Genomic DNA, 18,302 nt, shown 5'->3' with positions numbered 1-18,302 from the left:
AAATATATTTTAAAATGCGCCTAATGTTATTCGATGTCATTTAAAAGACTTAGAAGTCCTTGTTCATCTAGTATTTCGGTTATTCTAACTTTTAAGTCAGTTATTCCTTCTTTTTTAAGTGAAGAAATTTTTATCTTATCAAATCCTTTTAATTCATTTTCAAGTGTCTCAAGGCCTTCAATTTCATCAACGTCCATTTTAGTCATGGCAACCAAAATTGGAACTTTAAATGTTCGTTTTACTTCATTTAAAAGATTCACTTGTTCTTCAATGGTAAATCCACAAAATTCTGTCGGGTCAATTACAAATAAAATCATGTCTGAAAGATAGTTTATTGCAACTACTGCGTGAAGTTCAATATCATTTCTTTCGTAAATTGGCCTATCTAAAACGCCAGGTGTATCAATAATTTGAATTCCTTCCTCAGTATAGCCTATATTTAATCCTTTTGTTGTAAATGGGTAAGAATTTACTTCGGGTTCAGCATTTGTTAAGGTTTTCAAAAGTGTTGATTTTCCAACATTCGGGTATCCTGCAATAACTACGGAAGGTAAATCTTTTACTGTTGGCATATTTTTTAACTTGTTTCTTGCAACTCCTAAAAATGCCATGTTAGGGTAAATCTGTTTTAAAATAGATGCAACTCTCCCAATGAACTCTTTTCTAACGATTGAGGTTGCCTGTGGTGTTGGTGCTTTTTTAACCTTTCTTGAATATTGCATCCCTAGTTTTTTTACAAGGTCTGCTGCCCAGTTAATCGCAGCAAGGGACTTTTTAAATTCATCGCTTCCAACCATAATTTCCAGTATTTCACGATAAAATGGGTCTAAATGATCAATTGACGGCGTTTTCTCTACAATCTGTAATAGATTATCCGAAATAACCGATGAAGTTGTTCTTATTTTATTATCTTCAATTATTCTTGATTTTGGAAGGCTTAATCCCCGTTCAGTAGTCCTAAGGTCTCCTGCAATTTTTTCTGCCCGATTATATGCTTTATCCATTATTTCGTCAGGATATAAAATATTAGGCATTTTTTTAAACGGGTTTGCGTCTCTCGATTTTCTCATAATATCATCTCACAAAAGTTTAAATTGAAATTAAATTTTAAAAATAGTAGAAAAAATGTATTTCTAGTTTGACTGTTTTATTTTAACAGTTCCGGTGTTTCCATCAACTACTACTATATCGCCATCTTTAATTTCATCTATATTAACTTTATCCACGAGTGGAATTTTCCCCAAAATTGCACCTGTTGCCACAATTGGTTCTGACTCAGAATTTATCATTCCTTTTAAAATACCTTGTTTTGAAAGTGCATATATTACATATGAGCCAACAGTGCTACCTTTTCCCGTTGGAAACACAAATATTTTTCCAACAATACTTTTTCCAAAAAGCTCATTCTCTTTATCAGTAACTATTCCTTCCTCATTTATCCCTCCAAGAAATGAAACAGGTGATTTTGAAATAATTGCTTCTCCTTCTACAATTCCTTTTGAAATAATCCTTCCTTTTAGCTCCTTCAAGGTTCCACCGGCGAAATTTATTTTAAAGTTATATTTTAAATTATTTTTATTTTAAAGTTATTTATTAGTAAGATTATAAACTGATTCTGTAAATCGACCAATTTCCGCATTATATGCTCCAACAGTACCAGTTGTGGATTCATTTACCGTAACTGTTGCATTAACAATACTTTTAACATATATGTATGCGGAAAAAATGGTAACTGCTAAAACTGCGGCTATTAAAATCCCCGTTTCAAGAGATATTTGTCCTCGATAATTAAAAATTAATGATTTCAAAAATTTTAAGCCCATTTTTTCCCACGATATTTTGTAATGTATAAAAATTAGGATAACAATATATAAAACATTATAATTTTAAATATAAATATTATTAGCTCGAGGAATAAAATGGACTTTGAAAGCGAAATAAGTGAACATACTTTAATAAACTTGGAAAAATTAAAAACTAACGAAGTTATATGTCCAAAATGTAAATTTATATTCAAATACGTTGGAAAAAAAATAATATGTCCAAAATGTAAATTTATATTCAAACCTTAGCTTTTTAATATTTTGATAAGTCCTCCTATTTAGGTTCGGAAATATCAATAATTATATCTCCAATATTTCTACATTTTCAGATAACTTAGCTATTCCAACACCGTTTTTTAGTACTTTTCCAACATTAAATGCGTAAATGCCGTTTTTAGTTAGTTTTTCAATTAATTTTTTTGAATATTCTTCTTTAACTGAAATTAAAAGTCCACCAGAAGTTTCTGCACCGTAACCCTTGCATAATGCATGACCAAATAATGAAGCCAAATCTTTTGTCCCCTTAATTACTGGAAGAGTCGAAATTTCAATTTCAACGTTACTTTGTTCAGCCATTTCATTTGCATGGCCCAAAATTCCAAATCCCGTAATATCAGTCATTGAATTTGCGATTTTTTCCCCAATTTCTTCTTCCAACTCCCTTAATACTAAAAGGGCATTTCTGTTTGATGTTGTCATTAATTTTATTGCGTTTTTAATGACATTATTTTTTTCTTCAAATGTCATCCCAATTAGGTCGTTAAAATCTTCGGTAACTCTAGATAATGCCATTGCAGTCTGATTTCCAAGCGGTTTTGTTAAAATTAAAATGTCACCTTTTTCTGCGCCTGCTTTTGCAAGTATATCTTCTGGATTTCCAACTCCAGTAATTGCACCACCAATTAATGGCCAAGGGTTTAATATTGTGTGCCCGCCAATAATTGTAGTATCATTTTCCCTACAAAAATCTTGAAATCCACGCAGTATTTCTTTTGCAGTGTTTATTGGAAGTTCAGGGGGAATTCCTAAAATTACAAGTGCTCCAATAATTTCTGAAACACCCATTGCATAAACATCGCTAGTTGAATTACATGCTGCAATTTTTCCCTGAATATAGGGGTCATCGACAATTGGAGTAAATACATCAACGGTTTTTACAATTGCAAGATTATTTTTAATAATTACTGCAGAATCATCGCCAAGACCTACTTTTGCATGCTTTAGGTCGCCTTCTAAGATTATGCCATTTACTAATTGTTCTAATTCGGTGTTTGGAAGTTTGCACGCTCATCCGTGTAGCGTAACCATTTCAGTAAGTTTTATTTTTTCTATGATTATCACCCTAATTACGTATTATATTTTTGCAATACTCCTATTAAGTTTTAACCATTCTATTTTTTGTTTTTTGGCATACATATTATTTCTTTAAGTTCTATATCAAAAAAAGTGTTCATATTAGCCGGCCTTATAACTACTGCGGAATCTGCACCTTTTCCACTTCCGCCAATTGCAATTACATCTTTTTTAGTTGAAATATTGCCAGAATCTGCCGCCATTACAGTTATCTCATAGCATACTTTGATGCCTTGACCAAGCGTTTTTAGGGTTTGTGCAATTACCTCTACTGGGCCATATCCTCCAAATTTTTTTGAAATACCTCTTTCAACCCCACTTAATGCATGAGTTCCAGAGTATACTTTAACACCTTTTTTTAAAAGCATTTCTTTTATATCCTCAGGCATTGATTTTACATCGGGCCCTGAAAACCCCTGATGATAAGTTATAACTACTAAATTAACGGATAAATTTTCCTCTTCAAGTATTTCAACGAGTTTTTTTGCAGTATCTCCATAAGAAGATGCTAAAACAATATCTGTAATTCCTTCTTTAGCCTTAGAAACTGCGAGCCTTAGGGTTTTTTCAGTATTTTCAATACCAAAATTTTCAAAATATTCTGTCAAAATACCACCACAATTTTATCTATTACCGGTAAATTTTTAATTAATCATTATTTAGTACATATTTTACGACTTAGTTTAGTTTAGTTTATTTTTAATTGTAACTTAATCATTTTCATTTTAAAACATATTCTAAAAAATCTTCTGCAATTAAAATTTCAATTTCTGGGTTTTTTTCTTTAAATTTAACTATATCTCGCTCAAAGGACATTATGTCATCATAACGTGCGGAAATGTGGGTGGCTATCAGTGTTCTTGCACCAGATTTTTCTAAAATATCTAGTGCGTCTAAAATCGTTGAATGCATTGTATCAACAGCATTTTTCTGCATTGAGCTATCAAAAGTAGCTTCGTGAATTAAAACATTGCAGCCGTGATATTTTAAAAACTTTCCAAATTCATCAATTGGAATCGTATCCCCGCTGTAACCTATGCAATATCCTTTTTTCGGAGGAATTGTAACGTCTTTTGGAGTTATGACTTTTCCATTTTTTAATTGAATTGAAAACCCATCTTTTAATTTTTTAAGGTCTGGGCCGATTTCAATTCCAAGAGTTTCTGCCTTTTTAATATCCATTTGTGGTTTTTTTATTTGCTTAAATAGGTATGAAATGGATGGAACAGAATGTTTTACTGGAAAAGTGTAAACTTCATAGTTGTTTCCATTGCTATTATTGCTACTTGCTATTATCATTTCTGGCGATTCGATAGATGCTTCGTGAATATTTATTGGATAATCTATTGAATGATAGCCAATTTTTAACATATTTTTTATCATTTCTTTAGTTTCAGGAGGGCCATAAATATTTAATGGTTTTTTCCTACCTTGAAATGCAATTGACTGTAATAACCCCGGAATACCAAGAATATGATCTCCGTGAAGGTGCGATATGAATATATTGTTAATTTTCATTGGCGAAACATCTGTAAATATAATCTGCCGTTGAGTATTTTCCCCACAGTCAAATAAGAATATTTCGCCGTCAAACTTGAGTGCTACTGAAGGGTGTGAACGGTATTTTGTTGGTACCGCAGCACCAGTTCCAAGAAATGTAAGCTTCATTTTTTCACAAATTGATTATTTATTTTAGGTAATTAAATTAAATCCATAAATACTTCTTTTGCATCGTTTTCATCTATTTCATCTATCCAATTCCTAACTTCAATACACCACTGTTCCATAGACTTTTTAACTAGCTCTTTAACTTCTAAAAATGAAATAGCTTCGTATTTATAAAAATAGCCACCTTCCTTAATGTTAATTTGTTTTCGAACTAAAAGTCCGGCATTTATTAAATTTTGAGCAGAACGTTGAATAGTACTCCTATCACGGTTTAAAGAGTCGGCTACTTCATTTATTTTTGACGGGTTATTTTTTAAAATTTCAAAATATACTGCAACGTCAAACGCCTTTAATCCAAATACGCAACACATAATACTTTCAAGGGTAAATGTACTGCACGGCATATTAAGTACTAATTTACTCATTTAACCACCAAAGATATATCCTATGAGGATTATTATATACTAATAACTCAAAATAAAACTTATATTTTATGTAGATAACTAATACTATTGAAAAAGTGTGTCATAATAATACATTACTTTGTTTTCAAAATATAAATATCTTGTTAAAACTAAAAAGGGGTTTATTTATGAAAGTAAGCGAGATAATGAATCCAGTAATATTCACAGTTGAAGGGGAAAAAAGTATATATGCAGCATTTAAATTAATGCATGAAAAGGGGATTAGGCGGGTTTTTGTAACTGTAAATGAACGTATCGAAGGAATTATAAGCTATAGGGACCTTGTAAACGTTTTATTTAATAAAGGAGTTTTTGAACTAATAGATATGCAGTTAAAAGACATATTTACAAAAGAAATTTTAACAATCTCCGACAGTGCAGAGGTAGAACATGCCGCACAGCTCATGCTTCATGCCGATGTTTCAGGACTCTTAGTACTCGATTCTAAAAACGATCCTTTAGGCGTAGTTTCACAGACTGATATACTAAGAGCCCTTGTTAAAGGAGTATAGGATAAAATGGATATTTACGGGTATTTTGAAGATATTGTAAATACATACGGATACGCAGGAATTTTTATTGTATCGTATTTAGAATCAGTTATTCAGCCAGTGCCTCCGGATATATTTATTATTGGGGCGGCCGCCTTTGGATTAAGTTCAGTTATATGTGCATTTATTGCAACTTTTGGATCCCTTTTTGGAGGACTTACTGGTTATTATCTTGGTAAAAGGCTTGGAAACGAGTACTTTATAAAAATCTTTGGAGAAAAAAATTATAATCGAGGTTTTAACTATTTTAAAAAATATGGTGTGTGGGCAGTCGTAATTGCAGGATTTTCACCCTTACCATACAAAGTCTTTGCATGGCTTGCAGGAGTATTTAATATGAATCCGATTCATTTTGCAATTGGTACACTAATTGGGAGGCTCCCTAGATTTTTACTCATTGCATACTTTGGATATGGGGTAGGAATATTATTTGGAATAACAGGGTAGCTTATTTAAAAGCGTTTGGTATAGAATATATATCTACATTCCAAGAACTTCCCTATCTTCAGTATTTTCAAGCATTACTGATATACTTAAAAAATCATCAGCCCAAGATGCTGTTTTTATAAAAGAGTGAATTATATCATTTTTTATCCAGTACATTGTAAATATTGCAAGTTCTCCAACGTAATTATCAAAAGCTCTTATTTTATTGTTAAATTCAATTATTCTTTCATCCGAATCACTTGTGGGAATTATATTTGAAGAAATGTGTGTTTCTTTAAATACTTCTTCTTTAAAAAAAATCATAGATGCACCCTGTTTAACTGCAACATTTATAAAGTCCTTCCAGTTTTCATTTCCCCATGAGATATTTGGAAAGTCCTCTGGAACGTCTTGAGTTGGATATATTAAAAGCTTATTTTCAATAATGTACTTTTTTATGTCATTTGTCTCCGTTAATTCCATGAAAATCCCTCATTAAAAGTATATAAAAATAAATTATCTAAAAAAATAGTATAGTTATATTTTAATTATTTTATTACTTTTTTTATTGTCTTTTTAGCATATTTAGAACTTCTGCAACTCTTTTTCCAGTATTTCGGGATGTTTCAATTCCAAATGCATCTGTTTTTGTATCTTCAGGCGATTTACCCTGGCCAGTTCCACCATAATGTGCACTAGGTTCTGAATCGCCAACAACAATCATTGATTGGATTAAGAAAAAGTCGTGAATTTGCCTTATTGTAGTTTCCTGCCCGCCATTACGTGAAGCTCCTGATGAAATTGCTGCTGCAACCTTGTATTTTAATTTAAATCCTGACCTAAGTGGCCTTGAACGGTCAATTATCGTCTTTGTTTGGGCAGAAACTCCTCCAAAATATACGGGAGAACCCAAAATTAGTCCATCTGCAGCTTCAATTTTTTCCATTATTTCGTTTATATCGTCAACAATTATACAACTGTCTTCCTTTTTACACATGTCGCATGCAATGCAAGGATTTAGTTCAAGACCTGAAAGTGATATAAATTCTGTTTTAAAGCCTTTTTCTTCAGCTGCCTTTAGTGCTTCTTTTACCAGATAGCTCGTATTGCCGTTTTTTCTCGGTGAACCGCTAATACCCACTATTTTCAAAAAAATCGCCTCGTTACAATTATATTTACAATTAGTATCTTCATGAAATTAAATCTAAAAAATCAAAAGAATATTACTTGAAAATGGATTATATGTTTATCGGTTACTTATTTTTTCAAACTTATAGAAAGTGAAACTCCTCCAACACCAATATTTTCATAACCATGTTCTCGTATAAATACCACAAATTTTTCCTCAGAAAGTCCGATTATTTCGCTTGCTTTTTTTGTAAATTCCTTAATTAATTCTTCTTTCTGTTCGTTTGATACTAAACCTACATCTATTGTAATTACGGGCATTTTTACACTCCAGAATTTGTTTTAAATTTTTAATAATTATTTAATTATTTAGTATATATTTAAATAAGTAAGTATGTTAGTTATATGGGCACTTAACGTAGTAGAGTAATATGGCATAAGTTATAATTCGTATAATGACTTTATTTTCAAAATTACCAGTAAAGGATCCATTAATTCAGTTTTTAAAACTTTTAAACAACTTGCATATCCTAAAAGTTCCACTTGAACTTTTGATACAATAATTTCTGATTCTTCGGTTACTTTGGAATTTTTAATCTGATTAGTAATCTCTATTTTTTTTATTTGGACAATCAAGCCCTCAGTACTTGAAATAACATCATCTTTTAACGTATTTGTAACAAATAATATGTCCCCGACAGTTGAGGACTCTACCACAACCAGATTTGAAAAATTTTTCAAATTTAATGTTTTTACATGATTTTTCACGATTTCAGAAATTGCATAGGGTGCTACTCCTGTCAAAGCTAGTACTTTCATGATATCACTTTTAACCTGCTTTTACATATACATCGGATTTTCAGTTTTTGGCTTTGACATCATCTTTGCATGTTCTTTTGCGAGATTTTTCATTTTTTCTTCGATATTTTCCGCTTCTTTTATCAGTTCTCCAATATCTGCATTAATAGAATAGTAATTGTTCAGAATTTCAATAATTTTTGATGCGCCCCTTGGGTCAGGCCTTAAACCAATAGTTTCAGTAATCAAGCACGCGGAGTTGATATTTTTATCATTACATTTTTTCATTAGTATTCCTGAAATTCCACCAAGCATTCCTAGTTCAAGTGCACCAACTGTTTCACTTAAAAGCGGCTTTAAAACATCTTTTGACGAAGAAACCCAGTATACATTTTCAGGGTTCATTGATGCAAAGCCTTCTAATGTTATAACCATTTTTGGATTTAGATTTTCTAAAAAATCAACTGTATTTTTTGACATCTCGTGAACTAATTCAGGAGGTATCATTACATCTGAAAAGAATACTAAAAGATCATCACGACCATAAACCCTAACTGGAGGGTAAGCAATGCCTTCTTCAACAATCATTATTCCGGGAATTTTTGGGTCTTCAAAATGTCCCAAATATTCGAGTTTTAGATTTTTTAGAAGGTGGTAAGAAGCAATACTTCCAACAAGCCCGATTCCTGGAAAACCTACAACCACCAGGGGTTCTTTAAAGTTTATTTCTTTTTTAGAAACGAATTCCATCATTATCCCCCGAATTGTCGTCTTTCAAAATGAAGTTTAGCAAGTTTACAAAATTAAAGATTTTGTAAGAATAACAGTTTTAAATATGTTTTTGGAGCTATATAAATCATACTAACACATTTTTTGCGTGAAAATATGGATGTACTTATAATGGCAGGTGGAATGGGAACTCGCCTAAAAAAAAATATTGAAAAGCCACTTTTAAAAATATCTGGTAAACCAATGATAGATTATATTATGGAAGCAGTATTAAACTCAAATATTGAAAAAATACGAATATCGGTATCTAAACATACTCCAAATACGAAAATATATATTGAAAATAATTATATCAATACTAAAAAATATAATCAAAGAGTGGAAATTATCCATACTTCAGGAATAGGCTATATAAACGACCTAAATGAGTGTATAGAATATTTTAAAGAACCATTTTTAATTTTAACAAGCGATATCCCCACGATTAAGTCGAAAACTATTAATAGTATAATAAATGAGTATCTAATTATAAATAATAGTAATAACCCTATAGAATCCCTATGTGCAGTCACTTTAAAGGAAAATTATATTGGAACCCCCACTATAGATATTAAGGGGTACATTCCACTAGGCCTCAATATAATCTCTCCAAAATATGGCGAACAAACTGAAATGCTTTATTTAATTGATGAAAAAATTGTAAATGTAAATACGTTAATAGATAAAAACCTAGTAGAGAATATAATCAAGAAAGGTGATTAAATGAGAGTGTCCTTCAAATCATTAGCTGGAAGATCCATTGTCGGAAGTCTTGGAAGCATTATCGGAACCGTAGACGATGTCGTAATTGATGAAAAAACAGGAAGAATAATTTCATTAAATATTGAGCCTTCAGAACAAAGCCCAGTTTCTCCGTCATCTGAAAATTATACTTTTGTTCCGTATAGAACCGTTACAGCAATTAGGGATGTTGTTGTAATTGATGAAACTAAAGTAGGAAGCATTAAGTCTAATTAATAATCTTTAATCCATTTTGGATCTTTTTATATTTAATTTTATTTTTATTCCATTAGTATATTATTTTAAAGATAATGTTTTATGTTATAACTCAGAGTTTTTAGCGATATATTTAAATACACCTGCAACATTTATCCGAGTATAAGTAAGATGTAATGCACATTTAAACATTATATTATACAAGGATGAAAAGTATTATTAACAATTTATTTTGCGGTGGTTTAATGGAACCTAAATCGTCAATATTACCTAAAAATTCAGATAAAGTCGTTAAATTTACTAAAATGCATGGTCTTGGTAATGACTATATTTATATAAATGCAGTTTTGGAAGATATAAAAAATCCAAATGAATTTTCAAAATTTGTAAGCGACCGTCATTTTGGAATAGGTTCAGATGGTCTTGTTTTAATTCTCGATTCTAAAATTGCAGACTTTAAAATGCGAATGTTTAATTCAGACGGCTCAGAAGCAGAAATGTGTGGGAATGCAATTCGATGTGTTGGTAAGTTTGTTTATGATAATAAATTAACGGATAAAAAAATAATAACAATTGAAACGCTTGCGGGAGTAAAAGTTCTTGAAATGACTGTTGAAGGTGAAGAAGTGGTTTTAGTAAAAGTCGATATGGGTGAACCAACATTGGAAGCTTTAAAAATTCCCGTAATTAGCGATAAATACCCAGTAATTAATGAAACTATCGATTCAAACGGTTACAACTTTAAATTTACCTGTGTATCGATGGGAAACCCGCATGCTGTAACATATATTGAAGACGTTGATAATTTTGAGCTTCAAAAAATAGGGCCTCTTTTTGAAGCTCACGAAAAGTTCCCAAAAAAGACCAATGTTGAATTCGTAAATGTAATAAATGATGAAACGTTAAAAATGAGAGTCTGGGAACGAGGAGCTGGTGAAACGCTTGCATGTGGAACCGGGGCGTGTGCTGTTTTGGTTTCAAGTGTTTTAAATGGCCTTTCAAAAAGAAAAGCTACTGTAAAATTACTTGGTGGAGACTTGATAGTCGAATGGAGTGAATCAAATAATCACGTTTACATGACGGGTCCCGCAACAAAAGTTTTTGAAGGAAAAATTAAACTTTAAATCCGTTTTAGTATTTACTTTTTTAATAAATTGTATGATTAATTGCATGATTATTAGCAGTTTTCTGTTGCAACTAAAAATACGGAAATTATTATCATTATGCTTCCAAACGCCATCTCAAGACTTAAAACCTCGTGGAGTACAATTATTCCAATTAAAATGCTCACAATTGGCTCTAAAGTACTGAGCATTGCCGTGTTTGATGGACCTATTAATTTTATACCTTTTAAAAATGTAACTAATGCCAAGACCGTACAAAATAATGAAATTATGATAATTAAAAGGTAACTTGAAGTGTCCATTTTAAATGTCAAAGAATTTGTAGAAAATCCGTAAATAAATAAAAAAATTGCGGAAAGAAGTGATAGGTAGAATATGGTTACATAAGGATCTAATTTAGAAAAACTACACTTTTCAGCCGAAACGATGTATCCTGCATAAATTAGGCCCGACCCTGCTGAAAATATGATCCCCAAAAAATCTAAATTAGTCCAATTCATCCCTACAAGCGAATATAATCCAAAAAACAAAAAAACCATTGAAATTACTTTATTTGTACCAATTTTTTCTTTAAATACGGTTATCATAGCAAGCATTACAAATACTGGATATGTAAAGTGGAGGGTTGTTGCAATTCCTGTTGGAATGTAGTTATATGATTCATAAAGCCATATTGTATTTAATGCATATAAAAAAGCCCCGTAGACCAAGATTTCGAGGAAAATATTGCGATCTATCCTTAAATTTATATTTTTTATATTTAATATGAAGTATATGGCCACTGCCGCAATTAAAAATCTAAGTAAAAGAGTAGTAACTGCATTTGCTCCGCCTAAATATGCATATTTTGTTAAAAAGGGCATTATTCCAAATAAAATCGATGAAATTAATGTGTACATTATTCCTTTTACTTTGCTCATAAACTACACGAGTATCGTTTTGAAACAAATGATACGTGTTTTAGTTATTAAATATTTTATATAGTATATTAAAAAATTTTAATTTTTAAAGATAAAAATTATTTAAAAGTTTTTTATTCCAATTGTTTTTTAAGGCATTCTCTTAAATTATTCCTTTTGTACTTACAATTCCTTTTCGTTCATCCGGTTGAGTTGCCATATCCATTGCAATCCCGAATGCCTTAAATAATGCTTCTACTTTGTGGTGTTCGTTTTCACCAGTAACTTCAAAGTGCATATTAACCTTTGCATTATTTGAAAAGGATTCAAAAAAATGAACTACATTTTCAGTTGAAAAATTACCTATCTTTTCAGTATTTGGATTATATTTTCCAACTAGATATGGCCTTCCACCAATGTCTATCGTAACAGTTGCTTTTGCTTCATCCATTGGAATAATTGCAAATCCAAATCGCTTAATATTATTTTTTTCAATAGATTCAAAAGCCTTTCCTAAAACTATGCCTGTGTCTTCAACCGTGTGATGATCGTCAATTTCTAAATCTCCCAAGACATCTAAAATAACATCAAATGCACCGTGTTTTGCAAAAGATGATAAAACGTGATTAAAAAAAGGAATTCCCGTATTAATAGAATACTTCCCTGTTCCATCTATATTTAATTCGAGGTGGATTTTGGTTTCGTTGGTATCCCTTTTTACTTTAAACGCTCTCATGTTATCACATTTACATTTTTTAATATGTTTAAAATTACTATTTAATCTTTAATTAATTACTTAAAATCGTCTTTAATATATGTCGTTGCAGTTTTAGGAGTATTACCCTTTATTACGTTTTGGTAGTAATCATAGGTTAAAGGTTCTTGGTCATTTAAAACATCACTATCCGTAAGCTTCCCAATAAAAAGGGAATGTGTTTTTGCATCAAAAGTATCTATAACTTCACAATCCAGCCAAGCTATCGAATTTTCAAGTAGGATTGGAATATTACTTTTTGAAAGCTTAAACTTAACATTTTCAAACTTATCAATATCTTTTCCAGATTTAAATCCAAAAAGACCGATAAACATAAAGTCTGTGTTTTTAGATAGTACTGAAACAGTAAATTTTTTTGATTCAATAATACATTCATGCGTAAAATTCGTTTTATTAATACTTACCAGTATTAACGCAGGGTCAGACGCAACTTGAAAAACCGAATTGGCAATCTGGCCATTATATTTATTATTTTTTACAGAGCTTACAACATATAATCCATAAGAAATTTTTTTTAAAGCTTTTTTATCCATGGTGTAGTCCCCCTTTAAAATACTAAAAATGATCAAGCCAATTATACTCTACATAATATAAAAAAGTAATAAAAAGTAAAATCTATCAATCAATATATACAAATATATATAGTTAAATTAAAAAGTGACTAACGGCGTCACTTTGTTCCCACTAGATAGCAGTACTTAAAGAATCGCTGGAGGGCTTAATTTCCGAGATCGGGATGGGATCGGATGTTACACCTCCGCTTTGACCGTTATGTCAAAGTGTTAAATTAAAAGTGCATTTTAGCTTTCATATCTTTAAGTGTCCAGATGCCTAAATTATCTCTCGAACTGTTAGTACTAGCGGGCTGAACATCTCGGAAGAACCTTGATGCGTACACCCCTAGCCTATCAAACCCGTCTTCTACGGGAGTTCTCGTTCCCGAAGGAAACGGCTGTCTATTTTCAGGATGAATTTCGAGCTTAGATGCTTTCAGCTCTTATCTCTTGGCGCGTGGCTGCTCGGCAGTGCCTTGTCAGACAACCGATCGACTAGAGGCGCCGACGGCCCGTTCCTCTCGTACTAGAGCCACCTTTCCCTCAGACAGCCTACACATCCAGCAGATAGCAACCAACCTGTCTCACGACGGTCTAAACCCAGCTCATGATCCCCTTTAATGGGCGAACAGCCCCACCCTTGGGTCCTGCTGCAGACCCAGGATGGGAAAAACCGACATCGAGGTAGCAAGCCGCGGGGTCGATATGGGCTCTTGCCCGCGACAACTCTGTTATCCCCGGGGTAGCTTTTTTGTCATCCCTGGCCCCCATCAGTGAGGCACAGGGGTTCGTTAGGCCCGGCTTTCGCCTCTTCGTTGCGTTTTGTTGGCAACAAAGTCAGGCTGGCTTTTGCCCTTACACTCAACAGCGGAGTCCTGACCCGCTTGAGCCAACCTTTGGGCCCTCCTGATGCATTTTTAGGAGGGTACCGCCCCAGCCAAACTGCCCACCTACCGGTGTCCCCTAAAAGGGTGAGGAACATGGTCATGAGAGGGTGGTGTCCCAGGATCGCCTCCACCTTTCCTGGCGAAAAGGTTTCGATGGCTCCCACCTACACTGTACACTCACAACCATGCCCCAACGACAGGCTGCAGTAAAGCTCCACGGGGTCTTCGCTTCCCACTGGAAGTCTCCGGCCTTTGCGCCGGAATGGTAGGTTCACCGGATTCTAGTCGGGGACAGTGGAGGTCTCGTTACGCCATTCATGCAGGTCGGAACTTGCCCGACAAGGAATTTCGCTACCTTAAGAGGGTTATAGTTACCCCCGCCGTTTACTGGCGCTTCGCCCGGTTGGAACCGGGGTTCACGTACCAGCACTGGGCAGGCGTCGGCCTTAGTACACACCTTTTCAGGCTCGCTAAGACCTATGTTTGTATTAAACAGTCGGACCTCCCTGGTCACTGCGACCAGCGATCCCATATTTAAACAAGATCACTGGCACTCCTTCTCCCGAAGTTACGGAGCCAATTTGCCGACTTCCCTCGACTAGATTCATCCGCTACGCCTTAGGATACTCACCTAGGGGCACCAGTGTCGGTTCTGGGTACGGACATCTAGAATCCTTGCTAGTTCCCTTTTCACGGGCTCCAGAGATCGGCCGAACTCTCCTAACGGAGAGCTCATCACTCTTTCATCCGGTTCTCGTTATTACAACTCTCCCCGGACTTATAAGCTTGAAAGTCCAGACAAGAACACTCAGCCTACCCAGAAGCGTTGGAAACTAACCTTGTGTTGCCACGCGTATCTAGATGGCACAGGAATATTAACCTGTTTCCCTTTCCTCTCAAAGGAGTTACCTCGAGAGTTAGGACCGGCTTACCCACAGCTGACAAACATTGCTGTGGAACCCTTGCCCCTTCGGCGGTGGGGATTCTCACCCCACTTATGCTGTTACTACTACCGGGATCTTCATTTCTACGAGGTCCACTCGACTTCACAGCCGAACTTCTGCCCTCGCAGAACGCCCCCCTACGGGATCACCTTGCGGTGCCCTTGGGTCTCGGCAGCCGATTTAGCCCCGTCCATTTTCGGGGCCCTTGATCTCGACAGGTGAGCTGTTACGCACTCTTTAAAGGGTGGCTGCTTCTAAGCCAACCTCCCTGCTGTCTTAGACCAAGGACGCCCTTCGTGTTCACACTTAATCGGCATTTAGGGGCCTTAACCCAAGTCTCGGCTATTCCCGTCTCGGACATACAGCTTACCCGTATGCCCTCACTCAGAGCCTACGGCGACGACAGGTTCGGAGTTTGACAAAACAGCGAGGAATTTCTTCCCCTAACCATCTTATCAGTGCTCTACCCTGCCGACTACCTGAACTCTGGCTGACCTGAGAGTCACTTCGAGGGGAACCAGCTATCTCCGGGCTCGATTGGCCTTTCACCCCTAGACCGAGGTCAGAAGAGTGCTTCGAACGGCAACAACTCTGCAGGCCTCCATCCCTCAGTTGAGGGACTTCACCTTGCCCCGGCCTAGATCGCCCGGTTTCGGGTCGTATTGCTGTGACTCCGGGCCCTTAAGACCCCGTCCCTAAAGATTCTGCGGACTTGTTGGTTTCCCTACGCCTTCGATCGTGAAGATCTTAAGCTCGCCACAACAATACACTCCCCGGCCCGTTTTTCGAAACGGAGGACGCAACCCTGGCTCTGTTCTTCGTACAGCCGCCTTGCGACGGTTTCCTTCAGAACAGTTGCCTTTGGGGCCACGCCATTCCATACCTACCTGGTTTCAGGCTCTTTTCACACCCTGTTAAGGGTGCTTTTCAGCTTTCCCTCGCGGTACTAGTACGCTATCGGTCTTGAAACGTATTTAGAGTTGGAAGTTGATGCCTCCCAAATTCCCGCGCGATATCCAACGCACGGTACTCAGGGACACTTCAAACCTGAATCGATTGCGCTTACGGGACTTTCACCCTCTATAGTGTGACGTTCCAGTCAACTTCAGCTTTTCTCAACAGGCGAAAAGAAGGCCCTATAACACCACATCTCCCCGAAGGGATTCAGTTTGCCCTGATCCGTGTTCAATCGCCTCTACTAACGGAATCTCAGTTGATTTCTTTTCCTGCGGGTACTAAGATGCTTCAATCCCCCGCGTTACCAATCCTTACGGATTACAAAAGTAGGAAGTCCCATTCGGAAATCCTAGGTTCAAAGGCTGTATGCGCCTCGCCTAGGCTTATCGCAGCTTACCACGTCCTTCATCGGCGTTTCAAGCCAAGCCATTCCCCAGGTAGGGTAATAGATAAAATTAGACATCTGGATAACACCAGATATGAAAGCTTGTGCACGACCATCATTAATATCCGGCCCCTAGATCGTAATCTAAAAATTACGAGCTGGGCAAAAAAATTAAGCCCACAATCATTTAGTGCCTAGTAGCGACCAAAATGTTCTTTTTTTAGGAGGTGATCCAGCCGCAGGTTCCCCTACGGCTACCTTGTTACGACTTCACCCCCCTCGCTGAGCCCAGGTTCGACCCTAGCCAAAGGCCAAGGCCTCACCTGAACCCAACTCGGGTGGTGTGACGGGCGGTGTGTGCAAGGAGCAGGGACACATTCACCGCAGTATTATGAACTGCGATTACTACGGATTCCAGCTTCACGTGGGCGAGTTACAGCCCACGATCCGAACTACGACTAGGTTTCGGAGATTCGCGTCCCTTTTCAGGGTAGCAGCCCATTGTCCTAGCCATTGTAGCCCGCGTGTAGCCCAGGAGATTCGGGGCATGCGGACCTATCGTTGCCCGCTCCTTCCTCTAGCTTAGCGCTAGCGGTCCCCTATGAGTGCTTACCTTCCGGAGAAAGTAGTCGCAACATAGGGCACGGGTCTCGCTCGTTACCTGACTTAACAGGACGCCTCGCGGTACGAGCTGACGATGGCCATGCACCACCTCTCAGCGCTTCAGGCAAGGTCGTCAACCTGGCCGTCATCATGCTGTCGCTCCTGGTGAGATGCCCGGCGTTGAATCCAATTAAACCGCAGGCTCCACCCGTTGTGGTGCTCCCCCGCCAATTCCTTTAAGTTTCAGTCTTGCGACCGTACTCCCCAGGCGGCGAACTTAACGGCTTCCCTTCGGCACCACCTGGGCTCGAGGCCCAGGTGACACCTAGTTCGCAGAGTTTACGGCCAGGACTACCCGGGTATCTAATCCGGTTCGCGCCCCTGGCTTTCGTCCCTCACCGTCGGACCCGTTCCAGACAAGTGCCTTCGCCATAGGTGGTCCTCCAAGGATCAACACATTTCACCGCTACCCCTGGAGTACCCTTGTCCTCTCCCGGTCCCAAGTCCAGCAGTATCCCTGCCAGTCCTCTGGTTAAGCCAGAGAATTTAAACAGGGACTTACTGGACCGGCTACGGACGCTTTAGGCCCAATAAGAGTGGCTACCACTCGGGCCGTCGGTATTACCGCGGCTGCTGGCACCGAACTTGCCCAGCCCTTATTCCTCAAGCTGTTTACACTTGATAAAAGCCCATGCTGTGCATGAGCACTTGGGGTCCCCCCGTCGCACTTTCGTGCATTGCGGAGGTTTCGCGCCTGCTGCGCCCCGTAGGGCCTGGGGCCGTGTCTCAGTCCCCATCTCCGGGCTCCCTCTCTCAAGGCCCGTATCGATCGTAGGCTTGGTGGGCCATTACCCCACCAACTACCTAATCGAGCGCAGTCCTATCCTCGGGCGCATATGCTTTCAGAAAAGAATCGTTCCAGACTGCTTTTCTTATGGAGAATTATCCTCAGTTTCCCAAGGTTATGCTCCACCTGAGGTTAAGTTAACCACGTGTTAATGAGCCGTCCGCCATGGCCGAAACCATAGACTCGCATGGCTTAGTCGAACCCCAATAGCAGTAGCCTCCGGCGGGATCAACCGGAATTTTGTGGCGTAAAAGAATTTTACGCTCACACTCTCGTGGAGTACGTCATTTTTACATTAAAGGAAATGACATTTTATTTGGTCGCTATCTAGGTTTCACCTAGATTGTGGGCTTACATCACACCTGAGTGATTTAGTTCAGGCGATCACTTT

Annotated in this window: 21 protein-coding genes and 3 rRNA genes; 6 read left to right on the top strand and 18 right to left on the bottom strand. The window is 36.9% G+C overall.

Features of this window, described 5'->3' with window-relative positions:
- Nucleotides 1-26: 26 nt before the first annotated feature.
- The 3 genes from MEVAN_RS00115 to MEVAN_RS00105 all read right to left on the bottom strand — a co-directional run bounded on the left by MEVAN_RS00115 (nucleotide 27) and on the right by MEVAN_RS00105 (nucleotide 1,823).
- A complete protein-coding gene (locus MEVAN_RS00115; RefSeq protein ID WP_011971839.1) occupies nucleotides 27-1,070 on the bottom strand; it encodes an NOG1 family protein in 1,044 nt (347 codons plus the stop codon).
- Nucleotides 1,071-1,133: 63 nt separating this feature from the next.
- Nucleotides 1,134-1,529, bottom strand: a complete 396-nt coding sequence (locus MEVAN_RS00110) for a DUF126 domain-containing protein (protein WP_011971838.1) — start codon at nucleotides 1,527-1,529, stop codon at nucleotides 1,134-1,136.
- 57 nt (nucleotides 1,530-1,586) lie between these two features.
- Nucleotides 1,587-1,823 carry a class III signal peptide-containing protein gene (locus tag MEVAN_RS00105; RefSeq protein WP_011971837.1) on the bottom strand — a complete coding sequence of 79 codons (237 nt, stop codon included), beginning with the start codon at nucleotides 1,821-1,823 and terminating at the stop codon, nucleotides 1,587-1,589.
- A 96-nt stretch (nucleotides 1,824-1,919) separates the two neighbouring features.
- On the opposite strand from MEVAN_RS00105, the gene MEVAN_RS08975 reads away from it, so the two are divergent.
- Complete coding sequence (locus MEVAN_RS08975; protein ID WP_198002519.1) at nucleotides 1,920-2,072, top strand: hypothetical protein; 153 nt, start codon at nucleotides 1,920-1,922, stop codon at nucleotides 2,070-2,072.
- Nucleotides 2,073-2,123: 51 nt separating this feature from the next.
- Here MEVAN_RS08975 and selD read toward each other — a convergent pair whose 3' ends face one another.
- The 4 genes from selD to MEVAN_RS00085 all read right to left on the bottom strand — a co-directional run bounded on the left by selD (nucleotide 2,124) and on the right by MEVAN_RS00085 (nucleotide 5,269).
- Complete coding sequence (gene selD / locus MEVAN_RS00100; RefSeq protein WP_011971836.1) at nucleotides 2,124-3,131, bottom strand: selenide, water dikinase SelD; 1,008 nt, start codon at nucleotides 3,129-3,131, stop codon at nucleotides 2,124-2,126.
- Nucleotides 3,132-3,214: 83 nt separating this feature from the next.
- On the bottom strand, nucleotides 3,215-3,784 hold the full coding sequence (locus tag MEVAN_RS00095) for a pyruvate kinase alpha/beta domain-containing protein (protein WP_011971835.1): 570 nt from the start codon (nucleotides 3,782-3,784) through the stop codon (nucleotides 3,215-3,217).
- Between the two features lie 112 nt (nucleotides 3,785-3,896).
- Complete coding sequence (rnz, locus tag MEVAN_RS00090) at nucleotides 3,897-4,844, bottom strand: ribonuclease Z (RefSeq protein ID WP_011971834.1); 948 nt, start codon at nucleotides 4,842-4,844, stop codon at nucleotides 3,897-3,899.
- A 32-nt stretch (nucleotides 4,845-4,876) separates the two neighbouring features.
- Entirely contained in the window at nucleotides 4,877-5,269 is a 393-nt protein-coding gene (locus MEVAN_RS00085) for a helix-turn-helix domain-containing protein (protein WP_011971833.1), read from the bottom strand.
- A 167-nt stretch (nucleotides 5,270-5,436) separates the two neighbouring features.
- On the opposite strand from MEVAN_RS00085, the gene MEVAN_RS00080 reads away from it, so the two are divergent.
- Both MEVAN_RS00080 and MEVAN_RS00075 read left to right on the top strand, forming a co-directional pair.
- A complete protein-coding gene (locus MEVAN_RS00080; RefSeq protein ID WP_011971832.1) occupies nucleotides 5,437-5,820 on the top strand; it encodes a CBS domain-containing protein in 384 nt (127 codons plus the stop codon).
- Between the two features lie 6 nt (nucleotides 5,821-5,826).
- A complete protein-coding gene (locus MEVAN_RS00075; protein ID WP_011971831.1) occupies nucleotides 5,827-6,306 on the top strand; it encodes a YqaA family protein in 480 nt (159 codons plus the stop codon).
- A 33-nt stretch (nucleotides 6,307-6,339) separates the two neighbouring features.
- Here the strand turns inward: MEVAN_RS00075 and MEVAN_RS00070 are convergent, their stop codons facing one another.
- The 5 genes from MEVAN_RS00070 to MEVAN_RS00050 all read right to left on the bottom strand — a co-directional run bounded on the left by MEVAN_RS00070 (nucleotide 6,340) and on the right by MEVAN_RS00050 (nucleotide 8,961).
- Entirely contained in the window at nucleotides 6,340-6,768 is a 429-nt protein-coding gene (locus MEVAN_RS00070) for a hypothetical protein (RefSeq protein WP_011971830.1), read from the bottom strand.
- A gap of 82 nt (nucleotides 6,769-6,850) precedes the next feature.
- A complete protein-coding gene (locus MEVAN_RS00065) occupies nucleotides 6,851-7,435 on the bottom strand; it encodes a flavodoxin family protein (protein WP_011971829.1) in 585 nt (194 codons plus the stop codon).
- A 107-nt stretch (nucleotides 7,436-7,542) separates the two neighbouring features.
- Entirely contained in the window at nucleotides 7,543-7,734 is a 192-nt protein-coding gene (dmpI, locus tag MEVAN_RS00060; protein WP_011971828.1) for a 4-oxalocrotonate tautomerase DmpI, read from the bottom strand.
- A gap of 120 nt (nucleotides 7,735-7,854) precedes the next feature.
- Nucleotides 7,855-8,232 (bottom strand): DUF473 family protein, encoded by a 378-nt coding sequence (locus MEVAN_RS00055; RefSeq protein WP_011971827.1) that lies wholly within the window; start codon nucleotides 8,230-8,232, stop codon nucleotides 7,855-7,857.
- A gap of 21 nt (nucleotides 8,233-8,253) precedes the next feature.
- Nucleotides 8,254-8,961 carry a proteasome assembly chaperone family protein gene (locus MEVAN_RS00050; protein WP_048059101.1) on the bottom strand — a complete coding sequence of 236 codons (708 nt, stop codon included), beginning with the start codon at nucleotides 8,959-8,961 and terminating at the stop codon, nucleotides 8,254-8,256.
- 135 nt (nucleotides 8,962-9,096) lie between these two features.
- Here MEVAN_RS00050 and cobY point away from each other — a divergent pair, with 135 nt between their 5' ends.
- From cobY to dapF, 3 genes are all read left to right on the top strand, one after another.
- The gene (gene cobY, locus MEVAN_RS00045; RefSeq protein WP_011971825.1) at nucleotides 9,097-9,702 is read left to right on the top strand and encodes an adenosylcobinamide-phosphate guanylyltransferase; all 606 of its coding nucleotides are present in this window, start codon (nucleotides 9,097-9,099) and stop codon (nucleotides 9,700-9,702) included.
- On the top strand, nucleotides 9,703-9,957 hold the full coding sequence (locus tag MEVAN_RS00040; RefSeq protein ID WP_011971824.1) for a PRC-barrel domain-containing protein: 255 nt from the start codon (nucleotides 9,703-9,705) through the stop codon (nucleotides 9,955-9,957).
- 224 nt (nucleotides 9,958-10,181) lie between these two features.
- The gene (gene dapF / locus MEVAN_RS00035) at nucleotides 10,182-11,060 is read left to right on the top strand and encodes a diaminopimelate epimerase (RefSeq protein ID WP_011971823.1); all 879 of its coding nucleotides are present in this window, start codon (nucleotides 10,182-10,184) and stop codon (nucleotides 11,058-11,060) included.
- Nucleotides 11,061-11,113: 53 nt separating this feature from the next.
- Here dapF and MEVAN_RS00030 read toward each other — a convergent pair whose 3' ends face one another.
- The 6 genes from MEVAN_RS00030 to MEVAN_RS00005 form a co-directional block, all read right to left on the bottom strand.
- On the bottom strand, nucleotides 11,114-11,980 hold the full coding sequence (locus MEVAN_RS00030) for a DMT family transporter (protein ID WP_011971822.1): 867 nt from the start codon (nucleotides 11,978-11,980) through the stop codon (nucleotides 11,114-11,116).
- A 142-nt stretch (nucleotides 11,981-12,122) separates the two neighbouring features.
- Nucleotides 12,123-12,695, bottom strand: a complete 573-nt coding sequence (gene hisB, locus MEVAN_RS00025) for an imidazoleglycerol-phosphate dehydratase HisB (RefSeq protein ID WP_011971821.1) — start codon at nucleotides 12,693-12,695, stop codon at nucleotides 12,123-12,125.
- 56 nt (nucleotides 12,696-12,751) lie between these two features.
- Nucleotides 12,752-13,267 carry a flavin reductase family protein gene (locus tag MEVAN_RS00020; RefSeq protein WP_011971820.1) on the bottom strand — a complete coding sequence of 172 codons (516 nt, stop codon included), beginning with the start codon at nucleotides 13,265-13,267 and terminating at the stop codon, nucleotides 12,752-12,754.
- Between the two features lie 126 nt (nucleotides 13,268-13,393).
- Nucleotides 13,394-13,508, bottom strand: a 5S ribosomal RNA gene (gene rrf, locus MEVAN_RS00015).
- A 57-nt stretch (nucleotides 13,509-13,565) separates the two neighbouring features.
- Nucleotides 13,566-16,534 (bottom strand): 23S ribosomal RNA (locus MEVAN_RS00010).
- Between the two features lie 149 nt (nucleotides 16,535-16,683).
- Nucleotides 16,684-18,150, bottom strand: a 16S ribosomal RNA gene (locus MEVAN_RS00005).
- The 16S, 23S and 5S rRNA genes sit together here, the layout of an rRNA operon.
- Nucleotides 18,151-18,302: the final 152 nt, after the last annotated feature.

Origin of the sequence: Methanococcus vannielii SB (assembly GCF_000017165.1) — an archaeon.
Lineage (GTDB): Archaea > AGJL01 > Methanococci > Methanococcales > Methanococcaceae > Methanococcus > Methanococcus vannielii.
This window is presented reverse-complemented; position numbering and strand designations above follow the sequence as displayed.